This is a genomic window from Streptomyces sp. MA5143a, from assembly GCF_900290235.1.
Lineage (GTDB): Bacteria > Actinomycetota > Actinomycetes > Streptomycetales > Streptomycetaceae > Streptomyces.
Genome location: NZ_OLMK01000088.1, coordinates 85,392 through 103,261, shown reverse-complemented (window position 1 = coordinate 103,261; position 17,870 = coordinate 85,392). Strand labels below are relative to the sequence as shown.

At 71.6% G+C, this 17,870-nt stretch carries 18 protein-coding genes; 10 read left to right on the top strand and 8 right to left on the bottom strand.

From position 1 onward, the window contains the following. Positions 1–282 precede the first annotated feature (282 nt). The gene (locus SMA5143A_RS32915; RefSeq protein ID WP_107466501.1) at positions 283–939 is read left to right on the top strand and encodes a hypothetical protein; all 657 of its coding nucleotides are present in this window, start codon (positions 283–285) and stop codon (positions 937–939) included. A gap of 32 nt (positions 940–971) precedes the next feature. Here the strand turns inward: SMA5143A_RS32915 and SMA5143A_RS32910 are convergent, their stop codons facing one another. After that, positions 972–2,180 (bottom strand): phospholipase D-like domain-containing protein, encoded by a 1,209-nt coding sequence (locus tag SMA5143A_RS32910; protein WP_181362114.1) that lies wholly within the window; start codon positions 2,178–2,180, stop codon positions 972–974. Between the two features lie 156 nt (positions 2,181–2,336). Next, complete coding sequence (locus tag SMA5143A_RS32905) at positions 2,337–2,813, bottom strand: winged helix-turn-helix transcriptional regulator (RefSeq protein ID WP_107466500.1); 477 nt, start codon at positions 2,811–2,813, stop codon at positions 2,337–2,339. Positions 2,814–2,919: 106 nt separating this feature from the next. On the opposite strand from SMA5143A_RS32905, the gene SMA5143A_RS32900 reads away from it, so the two are divergent. Beyond that, positions 2,920–3,441: a PaaI family thioesterase gene (locus SMA5143A_RS32900; RefSeq protein WP_107466499.1), complete on the top strand. Its 522-nt coding sequence runs from the start codon at positions 2,920–2,922 to the stop codon at positions 3,439–3,441. A 56-nt stretch (positions 3,442–3,497) separates the two neighbouring features. On the opposite strand, the gene SMA5143A_RS32895 is transcribed toward SMA5143A_RS32900, so the two are convergent. Continuing rightward, complete coding sequence (locus tag SMA5143A_RS32895; protein WP_107466498.1) at positions 3,498–4,070, bottom strand: DUF6328 family protein; 573 nt, start codon at positions 4,068–4,070, stop codon at positions 3,498–3,500. Positions 4,071–4,356: 286 nt separating this feature from the next. Here SMA5143A_RS32895 and SMA5143A_RS32890 point away from each other — a divergent pair, with 286 nt between their 5' ends. Further along, a complete protein-coding gene (locus tag SMA5143A_RS32890) occupies positions 4,357–4,677 on the top strand; it encodes a hypothetical protein (protein WP_181362113.1) in 321 nt (106 codons plus the stop codon). Here SMA5143A_RS32890 and SMA5143A_RS43190 read toward each other — a convergent pair. Continuing rightward, positions 4,640–4,807 carry a hypothetical protein gene (locus SMA5143A_RS43190; RefSeq protein ID WP_181362112.1) on the bottom strand — a complete coding sequence of 56 codons (168 nt, stop codon included), beginning with the start codon at positions 4,805–4,807 and terminating at the stop codon, positions 4,640–4,642. The two genes, SMA5143A_RS32890 and SMA5143A_RS43190, sit on opposite strands and share 38 nt — an antisense overlap. Positions 4,808–4,968: 161 nt before the next feature. Here SMA5143A_RS43190 and SMA5143A_RS32885 point away from each other — a divergent pair, with 161 nt between their 5' ends. Then, entirely contained in the window at positions 4,969–5,166 is a 198-nt protein-coding gene (locus SMA5143A_RS32885; protein ID WP_146193987.1) for a hypothetical protein, read from the top strand. A gap of 90 nt (positions 5,167–5,256) precedes the next feature. Beyond that, complete coding sequence (locus tag SMA5143A_RS32880; protein ID WP_107466496.1) at positions 5,257–7,146, top strand: serine/threonine-protein kinase; 1,890 nt, start codon at positions 5,257–5,259, stop codon at positions 7,144–7,146. A gap of 73 nt (positions 7,147–7,219) precedes the next feature. On the opposite strand, the gene SMA5143A_RS32875 is transcribed toward SMA5143A_RS32880, so the two are convergent. Then, positions 7,220–7,591, bottom strand: a complete 372-nt coding sequence (locus SMA5143A_RS32875; protein WP_107466537.1) for a winged helix-turn-helix transcriptional regulator — start codon at positions 7,589–7,591, stop codon at positions 7,220–7,222. 74 nt (positions 7,592–7,665) lie between these two features. Here SMA5143A_RS32875 and SMA5143A_RS32870 point away from each other — a divergent pair, with 74 nt between their 5' ends. The 4 genes from SMA5143A_RS32870 to SMA5143A_RS32855 all read left to right on the top strand — a co-directional run bounded on the left by SMA5143A_RS32870 (position 7,666) and on the right by SMA5143A_RS32855 (position 11,500). Beyond that, the gene (locus SMA5143A_RS32870) at positions 7,666–8,367 is read left to right on the top strand and encodes an NADPH-dependent F420 reductase (protein ID WP_107466495.1); all 702 of its coding nucleotides are present in this window, start codon (positions 7,666–7,668) and stop codon (positions 8,365–8,367) included. Positions 8,368–8,472: 105 nt separating this feature from the next. Beyond that, complete coding sequence (locus SMA5143A_RS32865) at positions 8,473–9,429, top strand: GlxA family transcriptional regulator (RefSeq protein WP_107466494.1); 957 nt, start codon at positions 8,473–8,475, stop codon at positions 9,427–9,429. 220 nt (positions 9,430–9,649) lie between these two features. After that, a complete protein-coding gene (gene gap, locus SMA5143A_RS32860; RefSeq protein WP_055711973.1) occupies positions 9,650–10,648 on the top strand; it encodes a type I glyceraldehyde-3-phosphate dehydrogenase in 999 nt (332 codons plus the stop codon). A gap of 135 nt (positions 10,649–10,783) precedes the next feature. After that, entirely contained in the window at positions 10,784–11,500 is a 717-nt protein-coding gene (locus SMA5143A_RS32855) for a bleomycin resistance protein (RefSeq protein WP_107466493.1), read from the top strand. Positions 11,501–11,542: 42 nt separating this feature from the next. Here the strand turns inward: SMA5143A_RS32855 and SMA5143A_RS32850 are convergent, their stop codons facing one another. After that, a complete protein-coding gene (locus SMA5143A_RS32850) occupies positions 11,543–12,235 on the bottom strand; it encodes a GAF and ANTAR domain-containing protein (protein ID WP_107466492.1) in 693 nt (230 codons plus the stop codon). A 369-nt stretch (positions 12,236–12,604) separates the two neighbouring features. Between SMA5143A_RS32850 and SMA5143A_RS32845 the strand changes: the two genes are divergently transcribed. Further along, on the top strand, positions 12,605–14,671 hold the full coding sequence (locus SMA5143A_RS32845) for an alpha-L-fucosidase (RefSeq protein ID WP_107466491.1): 2,067 nt from the start codon (positions 12,605–12,607) through the stop codon (positions 14,669–14,671). 2 nt (positions 14,672–14,673) lie between these two features. On the opposite strand, the gene SMA5143A_RS32840 is transcribed toward SMA5143A_RS32845, so the two are convergent. Beyond that, positions 14,674–15,687: a winged helix-turn-helix domain-containing protein gene (locus SMA5143A_RS32840; protein ID WP_107466490.1), complete on the bottom strand. Its 1,014-nt coding sequence runs from the start codon at positions 15,685–15,687 to the stop codon at positions 14,674–14,676. Positions 15,688–16,386: 699 nt separating this feature from the next. Then, entirely contained in the window at positions 16,387–17,802 is a 1,416-nt protein-coding gene (locus tag SMA5143A_RS32835) for a M1 family metallopeptidase (protein WP_107466489.1), read from the bottom strand. Positions 17,803–17,870: the final 68 nt, after the last annotated feature.

The following is a 17,870-nucleotide window of genomic DNA, read 5'->3' as shown; positions in this document are numbered from 1 at the left end:
CCCCCGGCGCCGTGTGAGCCCTGCCGGGTGCGCGCCCCTCGGCCCCTCGTTCGACCTCGAAACCCGCCGTGTGACGCGCAGAGGCGCCGCCGCCGCTTCGATCCGCGACCGTCGAACCCGTCTCGTTCAGGGGCCAAAGATTGGCGTGTTCATGGCGATACGGCCAGGACGTCCGCGATCAATACTGCGGTCTGGACCGGCCGGGACTGCCGGCCCGTCGGTACAGGACAGCGGCGCGGCGGGCTCGTCCGTCGCGCCCACGAACTGCGAGGAGACGCTCGTATGAGGGGCTTACGGAGGGCCGGACGGCGGAGATCACTGGCCGGCGTGCTGGCCGCAGCCGCGTTCATGGGTGCCGGTCTGTCCAGCACGGCGGCGTACGCGACGGAAGCCGCCCCGCGCGGCGTCGCTCCGCAACTCGGCATCCAGTTCAACGCGGACGGCGACGCGGGCCAGTGCGGTGGGAGGACCGGCGAGCAGTGGGCCGCCTCGCCGGACTGGACGCAGGCCATCCGCTTCGACACCGACGGCCGTTCCGGCGGCTGCCAGCTCGCGTTCGGCGTCTACGACCCGGACAGGGCCCTCGCGGGGGCCTCCATCAACTACTCGCTCCGGCCGAGCGCCGGCGGTGACGCCGGTCAGTGCGGGAGCCAGCAGGGCAACAACGCCGTTCCGATCCTGCCGATCCCGGTGTTCGGGCAGGCCGTGCGGGTCGACACCGACGGCCGGCCGGGCTGGTGCGACCTCACCTTCACCGTGACCGGCAACATCGTCCTCGACGTCCAGTTCTTCCCCGACGGTGACGCCGGCCAGTGCCCGGACGCCTTGCCCGCGGGCCAGCACCGCTCGGCCTTCGCCGGAACTCCCGTCACGGTGAAGGTCGACGCCGACAACCGTGCCGGCGGCTGCCAGTTCCTGATGCGCCTGCGGCACTTCTAGCACCTCGTACGCCCGACCCCCGGGCCGGTGGTTCAGAGGAAGCGGCGGATGGGGGTGACCGCCGCTTCCTTGGCGCGTTGGAGCCACGCTCGGCGTCTCCATCGGGCGAGGTCGATGTCCACGCTGTTCTCGAGGTCCGCGTCGTAGTCGCGGTCGAGCGCGGCCGTGAACTCCTCGTCCAGGACGGCGAGCATGACCTCCTCGTCGTGGTCCATGGAGCGCCGGTTGAAGTTGGTGGACCCGATGAGCGCGGCGACCGAGTCCACCGTGATGATCTTGGCGTGCATCATGGTCGGCTGGAACTGGCGGATGCGCACACCGGCCTGGAGCAGCCGGGTGTAGTGGTGCTGGCCGGCGAGCTGACAGGCCCGCTGGTCGGTGTGCGGGCCGGGCAGCAGGATCTCGACGCGTACTCCCCGGCGCGCGGTGTCGCGGAGCAGGTCGATGAAGTAGGTGTCGGGGGCGAAGTAGGCGGTGGCGAGCCGGAAGCGTTCCTCGGCGGAGGTGAGCATCACCCGGATGAGGGTCTGCATGTCCTGCCAGCCGATGCTCGCGGAGCCCCGCACGACCTGCACCACCGACGAGCCCACCTGCGGGTGTTCGGTGAAGCGGTCGCGATGGTCGAAGAGTTCGTCGTGGCACTCGGCCCAGTTCTGCGCGAAGGCGGCGGCGATCCCGTCCACGGCCGGCCCGCGGACCTGGACATGGGTGTCCCGCCACTCGGAGGGCGTACGGGCGTCGCCGCACCATTCCTCCGCTATGCCGACGCCGCCGGTGAAGGCCGTGTCCTCGTCGACGACGAGAGCCTTCCGGTGGCAGCGGTGGTTCTGCTTGAACGGCGACAGCCACACCGGCTTGCGGAACCAGGCCACCTGCACGCCCGCGTCGGTCATGAGGTCCAGCAGTCGCCCCTCGATCTCCTTGGCGCCGAAGCCGTCGAGCAGCAGCCGCACGCGCACACCCGCGTCGGCCCGTTCGGCCAGGGCGGCGGCGAAGTCACGGGCGATCTGACCCCGCCAGTACACGAACGTCATCATGTCGATCGTGTGCCGGGCGGAGCGGATCGCCCCGAGCATCGCGGGGAAGATCTCGTCACCGTTGCGCAGCGGCACGAGGTCATTGCCTTCGGTGGCGGCCACGCCGATCAGCCGCTCCAGGCGCCTGCGCAGACGCTGCTTGCGCGCCGCGGCGTCGGGAGCGCCGACGGACGCCGGGGGAGCCGACATCGGGTCGTAGAGCATGCCACACCTCCAACTGGCCCATGACGCCCAGAACGCCACGGGATACCGGGCGAGCCCGAACAACCGAATGCCCGGCCGACACCGCTTCACGCACCGCGAACCGGTCGGAGCCGGGCGGGGCGCCGGTCTGCCGTGGTGAGGTGCTCCACCCCCGGTTCAGTCCTCTCTGTTGCGCCGACGGGCTCCCGCTCCCGGTCGAGCCGTGACGTCCCTCGGGGTCAGCTCGGTGTGTTCGGTCGCGCATTCCACCACCACGCGGACCGGGGCCCCGCAGTCGGCATGCCGGACGTCGAGCACGGGACCCCCCGGGGCGGCGGCGTGCGCCTCTCCCCACTGGCGCAGCGCGATCAGGACCGGCCACAGATCCCACCCCTTGGGGGTGAGCCGGTACTCGTTGCGGGCGCGGCTGCCGGGGTCCCGGTAGGGGACGGTGGTCAGGATGCCGGCGGCCGTCAGCTTCCGGAGCCGATCGCTCAGGACGGCCTCGGACACCCCCATGTGACGGCGGAAGTCGTCGAACCGGCGTACGCCGTTGACCGCGTCCCGCAGGATCAGCAGGCTCCACTTCTCGCCCACCACATCGAGCGTGCGCTGTACGGGGCAGTCCTCCGTACTCACCTCAAGCCACTCCATGCGGTCATGGTAGGGACTCTGGCTTCGACATTGACAGTCAGAAGACGCGACGGCTAACTTCGATCAACGAAGTCAGCTGGGCAGGGTGAAGCGGGAGGCAGGGGCTGTGGGGCGGATACGTACGTACGAGTGGGAGGACCCCGAGCTGACGGCCGCTGCCGTGGGCCGCGTCTCCGGCCTGGAGTTCCTGCGCGAGCTGAGAGCCGGCCGACTGCCGGCCCCGCCCGTCTCGGCCACGCTGGACATGGCGCTCGAAGAGGTGGAGTTCGGCCGGGCGGTGTTCTCGCTGCTTCCGGGCGAGGAGCACTACAACCCGATCGGCAGCGTGCACGGCGGTGTCTTCGCCACCCTGCTCGACTCGGCGGCGGGCTGCGCCGTGCAGTCCACGCTTCCCGCGGGCATGGCGTACACCTCCCTCGACCTGAACGTGAAGTTCCTGCGGCGCATCACGGTGGACACCGGCCGGGTCCGCGCCGTCGGCACGGTCCTCAACGGCGGCCGCCGGACCGCGCTGGCCGAGGCGAGACTGATCGACGACCAGGACCGTCTCCTCGCCCACGCGACCAGCAGCTGCCTGCTGTTCCCGCTCCCGCCGAAGCCGCGTGAGACTCCGCAGCCGCAGTTCTGAGATTCCGCAGCCGGCCTGAGATTCCGCCGACGTCGGGTGGCCGTCGGGGGAGGGGGCTACGCGTCGTCGCGAGCCCGGGAGCGCCGGGCGGCGCGGCGGCGCAGGACCAGCGGGAGCACGTACCAGCACAGGCCGAACCACAGCATGACCCCGCCGACGAGCACCTCGGCGAGGACCCCCGGGACCACGAAACGCAGGATCAGCAGCAGCGTGCAGCCGATGGTCAGCGCCAGCAGGACCATCCCGCACATCATCAGCCGCCCGGCCGTCTCCACCAGGTCGTCCTTCATGCGCTGACCCGACAGGAAACGGTGCATGGAGACGGGTGCTATCAGCGCTCCGGTCGCCGACGCGCCGAGCACCACGGTGGTGACGTAGATCCCGCGGTCCAGCGCCTCCAACTCCTTGAACGACGCGGTGAAGGCGACGCTGAGCAGAAACCCGAAGAGGATCTGCACACCGGTCTGGGTGACCCGTGTCTCCTGAAGGATCTCGTTCCAGCGCCGGTTGACTCTCTCGTGCGCCGCTTCCGGCCCCTCGCCACCGCGCGCCGGGCCGCGCTCGTCGCCGGACGCGCGGCGGGCGGTCTCCTGGCCCGCCGGGTCGGTCGGCTGCTCGGTCATGGCCATGGCATCCTCCAACGTCTCGGGGGACACCGTCTGCCCGCTCGGACCTCTTCCATGCTGGTGGGAGAGCGGAGCGGGAGGCTCCACACGCGGTGGGCTCGAAGCGGACAAGAGGGCCGGTGCACCACGTGGGCCGGTGCGGGAGCCGGCGCAACGCGGTGAACCGGCGGGCCGTCGTGGCGTGCGCGCGACGCACGGCGACGTCGTCACCCGGCCTCGGGCGGACGCGCCGCCGGAATCCGGGTGCCGCGGCAGTGATTTGGGGACCGTCGGGGGTACACGGCCCGGCATGGCATCCGAGAGCGATCACCCCATGCCCCAGCGGGTCGTACGTCAACTGCGCCGCATGCGCGCCTTCTACGCGGTGGCGGCCTCCGGGTGGGCGGCCCTGGCCGCATGGGAGGGATGGGTACAGCCCGGAAGCCGGCCCATGTGGCTGTCCGTCCTCTTCCTCGTCGTCTTCACCGGGCTGCTGACGATGACGAGCCGGTGGTTGCAGGGCCGGCGGCCGGCCGAAGCGGGTGAGGTCCGCACCATGTCGCCCGCCCGTCACACCGGCGGCGCCCCGTGGTTCAGGACCACGGCCGCAGGTCGGGCGGCGGATCGGTGATGGTCAAGTCGTCGCCGCAGCCGATCTCACCCCAGTAGGCACAGCCCGACTCCTCGACCACCGCGCCGGGAACGTCCGGGACGTAGGGGTCGGTGGGCTCCCAAGGCTCGACGGTGGGGTCGTCGGACACGACCGGATCCGGCAGGGCGGTTTTCTCCGACGGCCCGGCCGCCGGCGTGCCGCATGTGGCGGCCTCCCAGGCGACACACGGGCCGTCGTCGGGGACGGAGCCGGGCGGCTCGTCACCGCAGGCCGTCGGCGCCCGTGTCCTGCAGCGGTTGCGGCGGGGTCGTGAAGTCGTGGGTGCCGCCGATCTCGTCGACGCTCACGAGCACGGACCACGGGTACTCCCAGCAGACCACGCTCACCGGCCTCAAGCCGGGCAGCACCTACGCGCTGATCGCCTCCCTCGGCTACCGCACCCCGGCCGGCGGCTCGGCCGCGCTGGGCGGCTACGTCGACATCGGCACGGTCAACGTCCTGCCCTGACGGCGACACGCGGTCCGCGGTTGATCTCCGATTCCTCACGAACCGGGACTCACCGTCCCTGTTGTCGTCGCCTCCGTCTAGGCTCCCCGCATGAGCAGAACGGAGCCCGGCAGACGGGTGATCGACGGCCGCTTCGAACTCGTCGGGCGGCTTGGTGGCGGGGGAATGGGATGGGTCTGGCGGGCCCGCGACCTGGCGTTGCACCGCGAGGTCGCCGTGAAGGAGGTCCGCCCGCCGGACCCCGGCCTCGCCGAGTACGACCCGGAGGGCGCCCGCACCCTGCGTGAACGCGTACTGAGGGAGGCCCGGGCCCTCGCCCGCGTCCACCACCCGAACGTCGTCACCATCCACCACATCGTCGACGGCGGCGAGGGCACCTACCCGTGGATCGTGATGGAGCTCCTCACCGGCGGCTCGCTCCAGGACCGCCTCGACCGGGGCCGCCTGGAACCGTCCGAGGCGGCCCGCATGGGCCGGGAGGTGCTCGACGCGCTGCGCGCCGCGCACGCGGTCGGCATCGAGCACCGTGACGTGAAGCCGGCGAACGTCCTGCTGCGCCCCGACGGACGCCCCGTGCTCACCGACTTCGGGATCGCCGCCGTGCGCGAGGCCACCAGCCTGACCGCCACCGGTTCCGTCATCGGCTCGCCCGACTACATGGCGCCGGAGCGGGTCAGCGGCAAGGAGGGCGGCCCGGCGTCCGACCTGTGGTCCCTCGCGATGATGCTGTACGTGGCCGTCGAGGCCCACCATCCCCTGCGCCGGGACAGCACGCTCGCCACGCTCGCCGCGGTGCTCAGCGAGGACGTCCCGCCGCCCCGTCAGGCCGGCCCCCTGACCGGCGTATTGACCGCCCTGCTCGTCAAGGACCCGCTCGCGCGGCCCGGCGCGGAGGAGGTGGACCGCATGCTCGCCGTAGCGGCGGGACAGGCCGCGCCCCCGGCGACCGGCGGCGCACCGGCCGACGCGACCCCCGGCTTCGGCCCGGCCCCCGGCTTCGGCCCGCCTCCGTCGTTCGGTCCGCCGCCGCCCGCCGACACGTCGTACCGGCTCGCGCCGCCGCCCGGAACGGGACCCTCCGGAACGGGAGCCTCCGGAACCGGTGCGTCCGGGACGGGGCCGCTTGGACCGGCTCACTCCGGACCGGTGGGATTCCCCACTTCCGGGGCGCGGGGAGCGGGGTCGCCGACCGCCGGGGGCGCCTCGCCGTGGAGCCCTACGGGCCAGGGCGGGCCCGGCGTTCCCGATCTCGGCGCCGTGCCCCAGCCCGCCACCAAGGTGACGGGGGGCGGCAGACCTCCACGGCGACGCCCCGTGCTCGCCGTCGTGACGTCCGTCGCCGCGACGGCGCTCACGGGCGTCCTGGTGTGGACGCTGCTGCCCGACTCCGGGAACGACGTGAAGGAGCCCAGGGCGTCGGCGACGTCCCCCGCGGCGGACAAGGAGTCCGGTGCCAAGGCGTCGGCGGACGCCACCACGGACGACGAGAAGTCCGACGCCGCGGACGACGGCACCTCGAAGAAGACGGGCGACCTCCTCACCGAGGAGGGACTGCGGACCACCGCCGCCAAGTTCAAGGCGGTCATGGGCGGTTCGAAGGTCACCCGCTATGTCGTCTACCCCGAGTACGCGCTGGCCGAGGCGCCCGTGAAGGGCAAGGAGAAGCTGTATGACAGCTTCAGCTACCGGGGTGGCGACGTCGCCGTCAAAAACGGCCCCGGCGGCACGATCACCAGCGGGGACGGCCCCGCCGACCTGGACGACTTCGCCTGGGACGCCGTACCCGGCCTGTTCCGCAAGGCCGACAAGACCCTCGGCGTCGACGACCCCACGTCCCGCTACCTCGTCATCAACCCGCCCGGCGTCTTCGACGACGAGCCGACCATGAGCGTCTACCTCGCCAACGACTACGGCGGCGGCTACCTCAAGGCGAACACCAAGGGACAGATCATCTCGACGTACCCGATGGAAGCCGGCTGACCCACCCGAGCCCGCCCGCCCCCGACGGCGGGCGGGCACGGACGGCCCCCCGGCCCGCCGGGGCCGTCGGCGCTCACTCCGATCGCGAGTGGGTGGCGGTGCATTCGGCTTCCTGCGCAGCCATGACCTCATCGCCATGCTCGACGGCCCATGCTCCGACAGCGTCGATGGGTGCGAGCAACGTCCGCCCCAGGGCGGTGAGTCGGTACTCGACGCGTGGTGGCGCTCCGGGGTGCGCCTGCCGGTCCACCAGTCCGTTGGACCGCAGGCGCCGGAGTGTCTCGGTGAGGACCTTGGAGCTGATCCCCCCGATGACCCGGCGTAGTTCGACCGGGCGTCTGGGGCCGTCGCGCAGTGCCCAGATCACGACGGCGTTCCAGGTGTGGGACAGGAGGTCGAAGGCCAGGCGGGCACGGCAGTCGGCGAGGCGAGCGTCGGTCGTCACGTACCACATGGTGCCCGACCGACCCTCTAGCGTCGTTGCAAACGCTCCAAGCAGTCCAGGGGAGGGCATGAGTGATGAGAATCGGCGTACTGGGCACGGGCAACATGGCGGACGCGCTGGCCGCCCACTGGGTCCGGGCCGGGCACGAGGTGACCATCGGAGGACGGAACGCTCAGAAGGCGGAACGTCTCGCGGCGCGCCTCGGGGGCAGCGCGCAGCCGGCCGGTCTGCGTGCGGCGGCCGAGTTCGCCCAGGTGGTGCTGGCCGCGCTGCCCTTCGGCGCAGGAGCGAGCGTGGCGCGGGAACTCCGGGCGGCCCTGCGCGGCAAGGTGCTGATCGACTGTTCCAATCCGGTCGGTCCGGGCTTCCGACTGCTGACACGGAACGGCCTCTCGGCCGCACAGCAACTGGCCGCGGCGGCACCGGGAACCCAGGTGGTCAAGGCGTTCAATCTCTGCCACGAGAACGTGTGGCGCATGTCGCCCCCCGTCTTCGACGGGCGGCCACTGGCCGTTCCGGTCTGCGGAGACGACGAAACGGCTCTAGCACTCGTACACCAGTTGGTACGGGATGTCGGCTGCGAGCCCGTGGTCGGCGGCGGTCTCGAACGAGCCGGGCTCCTGGAGGCGACCGCCGCGTTCTTCATCGGGCTGTGGGTCGGCGAGGGAGTCGACGCCCAAGCCATCGCACCCCCGCTGGCCTATGCGGCCGGACCGGGACGACCGGGGCCGGACGACGCCGGGAAGGCTTCTCGTCAGGAGAGCTCAGCGCCGTGACCGCGGGCCGACGAGGGTCCGGGGTCGGCGCACGGGAACCGTCGGCCCCGCCTGAGAACGATCACAGCTGGATCCACCGGCGGTCGTCCCACGTAACCTCTTCCCGTGCCAGCCTCCCGTCTGCATCGCGTCGCCGTCCTCGTGCTGGAGGGCGCGAAGCCGCTCGACGTCGGAATCCCCGCGCAGGTCTTCACGACGCGCGCGAGCATGCCGTACGAGGTGCGGGTGTGCGGGGCGACACCCGGTCTCGTGACCGGGGGCGACGGCCTCGCGTACCACGTCGACCACGGCCTCGACGCCCTGGCGTGGGCCGACATCGTCTTCGTCCCCGGCTACCGGTTCCCGGACCGCGAGGACCCGCCGCGCGCCGTCGTGGACGCGCTGATCGCCGCCCATGCGAGGGGCGCGCGGCTCGCCGCCATCTCGACCGGCGCCTTCGCGCTCGCCGCCACGGGCCTGCTCGACGGCAAGCGCGCCACGACGCACTGGCACTACACGCGGGCGCTCATGGCCCGGCACCCGCTCGTCCAGGTCGACGAGAACGTGCTGTTCGTCGACGAGGGCAGCGTGCTCACCTCGGCGGGCGCCGCCTCAGGCATCGACCTGTGCCTGCACATCCTGCGCGGCGACCTCGGAGTGGCCGCGTCCAACCACGCGGCCCGGCGGCTGGTCGCGGCCCCCTACCGCAGTGGCGGCCAGGCCCAGTACGTGCCGCGCAGCGTGCCCGAGCCGCTCGGTGAACGGTTCGCCGCCACCCGCGAGTGGGCGCTGCACCGGCTCGGCGATCCCCTCACCCTCGACCTGCTGGCCCGCCAGGCGGGGGTCTCGCCGCGCACGTTCTCCCGGCGCTTCGTCGAGGAGACCGGCTACACGCCGATGCAGTGGGTCATGCGCGCCCGTATCGACCTGGCCCGCGAACTGCTCGAACGCTCGGAGCGCGGCGTCGAACAGATCGCCGCCGACGTCGGTCTCGGCACCGGCGCCAACCTGCGTCTGCACTTCCAGCGCATCCTCGGCACCACCCCGACCGAGTACCGGCGCACGTTCACACGGGGCGAGTGAGCCGCCGGGGGCGCGCAGCCCCCCGGGGGGCGAGTGACCTGCCCGGCGCGGGCCGCCCCTCGCCCGTAGCCCGCCTCCCACCTGGGACGAGTGGCCTGCCCGCCGGACGCTCCCCGCCCCCGACCCGCCTGGCGCGATCCTTTTGAACCATGGCGATGCCGCCACTGTCAGCGTGCCTGCCGACAGGCGAGCCTGGTGGCGAAGGGAAGGGACCCCACTCATGACTCGCATCGCCATCAACGGTTTCGGCCGCATCGGACGCAACGTGCTGCGCGCACTGCTGGAGCGCGACAGCGCCCTCGAGGTCGTCGCCGTCAACGACCTGACCGAGCCCGCCACGCTCGCCCGGCTGCTCGCGTACGACAGCACGGCCGGCCGGCTCGGGCGGCCGGTGACCGTCGACGGCAACGTCCTCGTCGTCGACGGCCGCCGGATCACGGTGCTGGCCGAGCGCGAGCCGGCGCAGCTCCCGTGGGCCGAACTCGGCGTCGACATCGTCCTGGAGGCCACCGGCCGCTTCACCTCGGCGAAGGCCGCCCGCGCCCACCTCGACGCGGGCGCGAGGAAGGTGCTCGTCAGCGCCCCGTCGGACGGCGCGGACGTCACCCTCGCGTTCGGGGTCAACACCGACGCCTACGACCCGGACGTGCACACGATCGTCTCGAACGCGTCCTGCACCACCAACGCGCTCGCCCCGCTGGCCGCGGTCCTCGACCAACTCGCCGGTATCGAGCACGGGTTCATGACGACGGTGCACGCCTACACGCAGGAGCAGAACCTCCAGGACGGTCCGCACCGCGACGCCCGTCGCGCCCGCGCCGCCGGCGTCAACATCGTGCCGACCACGACCGGCGCCGCCAAGGCGATCGGCCTGGTGCTGCCGAACCTCGACGGCAAGCTGTCGGGCGACTCGATCCGCGTACCGGTGCCGGTCGGCTCGATCGTCGAACTCAACACGACCGTCGCCCGCGACGTGACGCGCGACGACGTGCTCGCGGCCTACCGTGCCGCGGCGGAGGGGCCGCTCGCCGGCATCCTCGAGTACTCCGAGGATCCGCTCGTGTCGTCCGACATCACGGGCAACCCCGCGTCGTCGATCTTCGACTCGGCCCTCACCCGCGTCGACGGCCGCCACATCAAGGTCGTCGCCTGGTACGACAACGAGTGGGGCTTCTCGAACCGGGTGATCGACACGCTCGACCTCCTCGCCGCCCGCTGAACGGCTGCTGAACGCTGCCGACCGACCCGCTGACCGACCGCTGACGCCGCCGGGGTGCTGCCCCCGGCGGCGTCAGCGGTCGGCTTGTTCCTCTTCACCGCCTCCGCTGTAGTCAAGTTTGACTAGATTGGAGGCGTGACTGAGACGACGATTCCGATACTCCCGTGCCGCACCCTTCAACCCGTCCTCGACTTCTACACCGCCCTCGGGTTCGACGTGACGTTCCGGCAGACGAGCCCCAACCCCTACGCCGTGGTCGAACGGGGCGGCATCCAGCTGCAGTTCTTCGGGATGAAGCACTACGACCCGACCCGATCGTTCAGCACCTGCTACGTCCGCACCGATGACGTCGACGGGCTGCACCGCGCCTTCCAGGCTGGACTCAAGGCCGCGTACGGAAGGGTCCCGAGTCGCGGACTGCCGCGCATCGGGGCGCTGCGGGACGCCTCGCACGGCGTGCGGCAGTTCCTCATGACCGACCCCGGCGGCAACTGCGTCCGTGTAGGCCAGCCGATCAGCGAGGACCAGCACCACCGGCCCGCGCCCAAGGGGACCTTCGCCCGGGCCCTGCACTACGCATCGCTGTTCGCGGACTCCCGGGAGGACCCGGCGGCAGCCGCCAAGGTCATCGACCAGGCCCTCGGCCGTACCGACGAACACCCCACTCCTGTGCAACTGCTGCGCCTGCTGGTGCTGCGCGCCGATGCAGCCAGACGCCTCGGTGACGAGGAGAGGGCGACCTCCGCGCTCTCCGAGGCCACGGCGGTCCACCTGACCACCGGGGAACGGGACTCGGCCCGCGACGACCTCGCGCGTCTGGCGGAGCTGATGGACGACCAGGACATGCCCTGAACGCGATGACCGGTCAGGCCCACCGGAGCCCGGGCGGGCCGGTCACTTCCGGTCGGTGTGCTCGTCGCGCACCCGCTGGGCGACGTCCCGCAGCTTGATGTTGTGGTGCTGGGAGATACGGCGCAGCACGTCGAACGCCTCGTCCTGGCTCAGCCGGTGGCGCTCCATGAGCATCCCCATGGCCTCGCCGATGGCGTGCCGTGTCTCCAGGGCGTGTTCGAGCTGGTCGATGGTGCGGGCGTCGGCCAGGGCGACCGCGGCGTGGGAGGCCAGCAGCCACCCGGCGGTCTCGATGTCCTCGCCGAACGCGCCGGGCCGGCGGGAGTACAGGTTGAGGGCGCCGAAATCCTCGTCGCTGGTGTAGAGCAGCACACCGGTCATGCTGCCGATGCCCAGCTCGCCGGCGTGGGTCGCGAACCGCTCCCAGGTGGGCTCGGGCCGGGTCAGGTCCGCTATCCGGTACAGGCGCTCGCCGTCCTTCCGGCGGGCGAGGTCGAAGCAGGGCCCCTCGCCCAGCTCGCCCTGAAGGCGGTCGCACTCCTGCACCACGTCCCCGCAGGCGGCCAGGGTCACCGCCTGGCCCTTGCGCACGGCGAGGATCCCGGCCGCGTCACAGCCGTCGACCAGTTTCACCGCCGACGCCGCGATCTCGTCCAGGGTCGCCTGGACCGAGTCCTGAGCCAGCAGATTCCGCGCGAGCAGAGCCATCTGCTCCGCGTACTCCCGCCACTCCATACCCACCACCCGCCTCGCCGTCGGTGCCGTCACAGTACCCCCGGCCGCACCGGGCACCGCCGAGCCGCTCGGCTCCCACCCCGCCGGTTCCTGTCGGCAGTCGTGCCATCTCTCGTCGAGAGGTCCTACGTATAGTCCATGAATCGCCGACGGATTGGCCGCTCGGCTCATGTCTCGCTATGGACCACCCCATTTTTCCAGGGAGTTTGGCTCAATTGTCGTCCGCGCTATGGACGTGACCCTGTCCGGTCTCCTATAAATCCATCCGATGTCTTCGTGGGAGGGGCGCGGAGTGCGGCAGCGATGTCGTGCCGCTGCTCCGCTCCCCTCGCTCTGCCATTCCTCCCCCCCGACACATGGAGCCGCGTCATGTCCTCCACCCCCCTCAGCAGACGCTCTCTGATGAAGGCCGCCGCGCTCGCCGGGGGAGTGGCGGCCTTCGGGCTGCCGCAGGCCCTGTGGCCCGCCACCGCCGAGGCGTACACCGTCCCCTCGAAGATGGACTGGTGGTACCAGGCCCGGTTCGGGATGTTCATCCACTTCGGGTCCTACTCACAGCTCGGCCACGGTGAGTGGGCGATGGACCTGGAGCGGTGGAGCAAGGCGAACTACCAGACGCAGGTCAGCCAGAAGTTCAACCCCAGCCAGTTCGACGCCGCCGCCATCGCCGAACTCGCCAAGAACGCCGGCATGAGGTACCTCGTGATCACCGCCAAGCACCACGAGGGCTACGCGATGTGGAACTCCGAGGTGGCGAGCTTCACCGACACCACCGGCGCCAAGCTGTACAACCTGCACGACTACAGCGGCTTCCAGACCGACGTGCTCGGGGACCTCAAGCGCGAGTGCGAGAGTCGGGGGATCAAGTTCTGCCTGTACTACTCGATCCTCGACTGGAACCATCCTTCACAGACCGACCGCTACCGGGGCGGTTTCACCACGATGTCCTCGCAGGCAGCCCGCACGGCCTACATCGCCGACATGAAGGCGCAGCTCCAGGAACTGCTGGACCGCTACGACCCGGCTCTGCTGTGGTTCGACGGCGACTGGTCCGGCGAGCCTTCCAGCGCCACCCTCACGGACTGGTGGCTGAAGTCGGACGGCGTCGACCTCTACAACTGGCTGATCGCCCGCAAGCCCGGCCTCATCGTCAACGAGCGGGTCAAGCGGGATCTCGGTCTCGGTGACTACGCGGTCGCGGAGTTCGGGGTACCCGCCACGCCGATGGACCGGCAGTGGGAGAAGTGCGCCACCATGAACGGCTCCTGGGGTTACAACGCGGGCTACGAGACCCGCTACAGACCCTTGAAGGACCTCGTCCGGGAACTCGTCACGGTGGTTTCCCGGGACGGCAACTATCTGCTGAACATCGGCCCCACGGGCGAGGGCCTGGTCACCCCCGGAACGGAGAGCGTCCTGAACGGCCTGGCCACATGGATGTCGACATACAGCGACAGCATTCACGGAACCAGCGGCAGTCCGTTCGCCTTCGAACCGGCGTGGGGGAAGGTCACCAAGAAGAGCGGCAAGCTCTTCGCCCATGTCTTCGCCTGGCCCACGAACGGCCAGCTGCGGATCCCGGCGCTCGACAACGCGATCCGCCGCGTCTATCTCCTGAACAACCCCTCGGCCTCGCTCCCGTACACCATCAGCGGCGGCACCATCGACGTCACCGTGCCGGCCGCCGCGCCGGACGCCAACGTCTCCGTGGTGTGCGTCGAGGTCCAGGGCATGCCGATCGGGGTTTCCACGTCAGCGACGGTGTTCCAGAACGTCAACTACCAGGGCAACAGCGCCATTCTGCCGCTGGGCAGCTACACCTCCTCCCAACTGTCCGCCGCGGGCCTGGGGCCCGCCATGGCCTCCTCCGTCCTGGTACCCGACGGCTACCAGGTGACGGGCTACTCCGGCGACAACTTCACCGGCACCGCCTGGACGTTCACCTCGAACAACCCCGACCTCGTGGCGACCGGCAACAACGACGCGATCAGATCACTGAAGGTGATGTTCAGGCCCGACAAGTACTTCCGCCTGACCAATGTCACCAGCGGCTTGGCGCTGGACAGTGGTGGCAATGTCGCCAGCGGCTCGAACCTGAAGCAGTGGCAGCCGATAGACCACACCAATCTCCAGTGGCAGGCGATCGAACTCGGCGACGGTTACTACAGGCTCGTCAACCGCGCCAATGGCATGGTCGCCGATGGTTGGGGCTCCACCACCAACGGCGATCCGGCCCGGCAGAAGGTCTGGGACGGAAGCGACACGCAGCAGTGGCGGATCACCCCCCGCGGCCAGGGCCAGTACTCGATCGCCAACCGCAGCACGGGACTGGTCCTCGACAGCGGCGGCAAGGTCGCCTCAGGGTCCGTGACCAAGCAGTGGACATGGCAGCAGAGCACCAACCTGCTCTGGACGTTCCGGCCGGTCACCACCTGACCTCAGGACGCCGTCGCGTGCGGCGGGAGTTCGCCGCGGAGCAGCGCCGTGCCCAGCGGGGTGAGCGTGTGGACGACCTGGGAGCCGGTGCGCCGGCTGTGCACGAGGCTGACCTCGCGCAGGGCCGTGATGTGCTCGCTCGCGGAGGGCGCGGAGATACCGAGGCGCAGGGCGACCTCCCCGGTGGTCGCGGTGGTGTCCAGGGCGGCCAGTACACGGGCGCGGGTCCGGCCGAGCAGCGTGGCCAGGGCTTCGGGGCGCCGCTCGCGGGTGGCGGGCGGCGCCCACGCCGGGGGATGGGTGACGGGGTAGGCCAGCACCTGCGGCAGGGAGGGGTCGGCCAGGGCGATGGGCGTCCTCCAGCAGAAGTGGGAGGGGATGAGCCGCAGACCGCGCCCACCGAGATGGAGGTCCCGGTCCTCCGGGTAGCGCACGTGCAGCACGGGCGGCCGCCAGTCCATCAGTGGGCGGAAGGAGTCCAGCAGCCCCTCCACACCGCGATCGCGCAGGACGCGCGTCCGCAGCGCCCGGTCGGCCTCCGTGGTCCCGGCCGCCCCGGTCCAGTCCGGCGTGATGATCGTGCGGTGCACCAGCCGGAACGCCGTCGCGACCTCCTCCATCCGGTGCGCCTCGCCCCCGGCGAGACGGTGTGCCCAGCGCGGCAGCGGGTGGGTCCGCGCCAGCCGGTCCATCTCCTGCCGTAACTGCGGCTTGGGCGTGGCCCGCAGTGCCTCCAGCGCGGCGTCCAGGCCGTCGGCCGAAGCGCCCGGGGTCAGGAAGTCGGGCCAGTATCCCGCCGAGGCGGGGGCCAGGGCGGACAGCATCCGCACCGGCCCCACCAGATGACTGTCGGCCAGTCGGGCGCGGGCGTCGCGCCGCCAGGGAGCGAAGACCGGCAGTCCGCGCCGTGGCGCGGTCAGCTGGTGCAGACCCAGCAGGGTCTCCCAGACAGGATCGGGCTCCCGCGCCAGATGGACGCGGGCCAGGTCCCTGTCGGTGAAGTGGATGCGCAGCACCTTGTTTCCCCGGTGTGATGGTCGGCGCCGGGACACACGACAAGTCAGGTGTGTCCTCGAGGAGATGGGCTGCCCGGCCCCGTGCGACAGGGAGACCGCGGGCAGCGGTGACACGCCCGAAGGGTGGGCGCGGCGACGGGCCGTGGTCGCGGACCCTCGGGGAGCGGGCGCTCCGCGTGGTGTGGTCCGGTGGCGGTCGGCCCGGGCGCGGCCGTCACTCGGGTGGGCGGTCGTTCCCGATTCCGTCCGCCCGGCGGTCCTCGCTCCGGTCCGGCACACGGTTCACGCCGGATCGCAGGCGTGTCTTCATCCCGTCGTCCCCCTCGATCAACTGCTGCGACCGCCCCGCGCGTCCGGTGGTCAGCCCGGTCGGCACGGCGGTCCTCCCAGGGTCGTACAGCGGCACCCCGTTTGTCAGGAGACCAGCGGTGAGGAAAATGCGCACGATCGGTGCAGCGGCGCCCCCCGGTCGCGGGCGGCGCGTACCTCCGGGTTTCGGTCCTGGCCGAAAGGGGGCGCGCGAGGGCCCCGCGGGTCGGCAGGCTCGGACGGGACCGGACCGCGGCGGGAGGGCCCACCCGGCAGGGGGACGGGGCCACCCGGCGGCCGGCCCTCCTGACCCCGGGCTGCCGCGCCGCAGGGGCCCACCCCGATCCGGTGCGGCAGCCGGCCACGGCCGCCGCGCCGGATCGGGTGGTGTCAGCGGATGCGGTGCTGCTTCCAGAACGGCCCGAGATCCTTGCCGGTGACCGAGCGGGCGGCCTTCTTGAACGCGGCGGTCGTGGAGACCCCGTACCAGTGGTCCCGCGCGTAGCCCTTGAGGAGCCGCGCCATGGCCGGGGCGCCGATGGTGCGCTCCAGGTCGGCGAGCGCGCAGGACCCGGCCGAGTAGACGAGATGGTACTGATCCCGGTGCTCGGCCCACCGGGCCATCGAGTCGGTGAGCGCGGTGCGCCCGTCCGGCCAGTCGATGTCGGACCGGCACCCGCGGGTGTCCCACCCGTAGAAGCGCGCGGTGGCGTACTGGGCGAAGCCCTCGTCGAGCCAGGGCGCGTCGTACTCGTCGTTGCCGACGACGCCGTACCACCACTGGTGCGCCACCTCGTGGACGACGGCGCTGCCCTCCTTGTCGGTGCCGAGGAGGACGAGGCCGGGATACTCCATTCCGCCGCCGAACTCCTTGGTCATCACGAGGTCGATCTCGCCGTAGGGATAGCGGCCGAACTCCTTGCTGAACCGGTCGACGGCGCGGGCGCCCTCCTCACGGGTCAGGCGGACCCCCGCGGCGGGCGTCTTCGGAGCCCAGTACGACTTCACGCGCACACCGCCGGCGGACGTCTCGGTCGCCGTGCGGAACGGGCCGGACGCCCACGCGAAGTCCCGTACCCGGTGCGCGACGCTGTGGGTGACGGTGCGTCCGGGGCCCCCGGCCTTCGTCCGAGTCCGGCCGGTCGCGGGCACCTTGAGGGCCGACGGGTGGTCGAGGCGGACCCGGAAGTCACTCGCCAGGCTGTAGTAGCTCTCGCCGATCGGCACATGCGGGTCGAGGTGCCACCCCTTCGCGTCGTGCACGGCGAGCACGGGCAGGGCGTTGCCCAGGAAGCGGAACGCGCCCTCACGCCCGAAGCGGGCGTTGCGCCCCGGCACCGTGAGGGACACGTCGAAGGCGATGCTCGCCCGCTTCCCGCGTGTCAGCGGCTTCGGCAGAGTGACGCGCAGTGCCGTGCAGTTCACGGTGAGCCGGCCAGGAGTGCCGCCGCGCACCTTGGTCACCGCGACAGGTGACGGTCTGCCCGGCTTGCCGCACCCGTCGGCGCCGTTGCCCCACAGCCGCACGTACACCTCGCGCAGGGGCCGTTCGGCGGCGTTGCGGAACGACACCCGCTGCCGGCCCTTCCAGTGCGAGCCGTCGGAGTCGCCGCGCAGGGTCACGTCGTAGCGCGGACGATCGGGCGTCGCCGCCACCGGGCGCCCGGCCCCACCCCCCGACTCCGCGACGGCTCCGGGCTCCGCGACGGCTCCGGCCGCCGTGGCACCCGCCGTCACGGACAGGGCGAGAAGAACAACCAGCAGACGACGCAAGGCCGTTGAGGGAGACGGTGAGAGAGACGACATGCGAGCCGATCGTGCCACACCGCACGGACGGAACGCCCCCGGCCCTGGAAGCGAGGGGGCACGCTCCG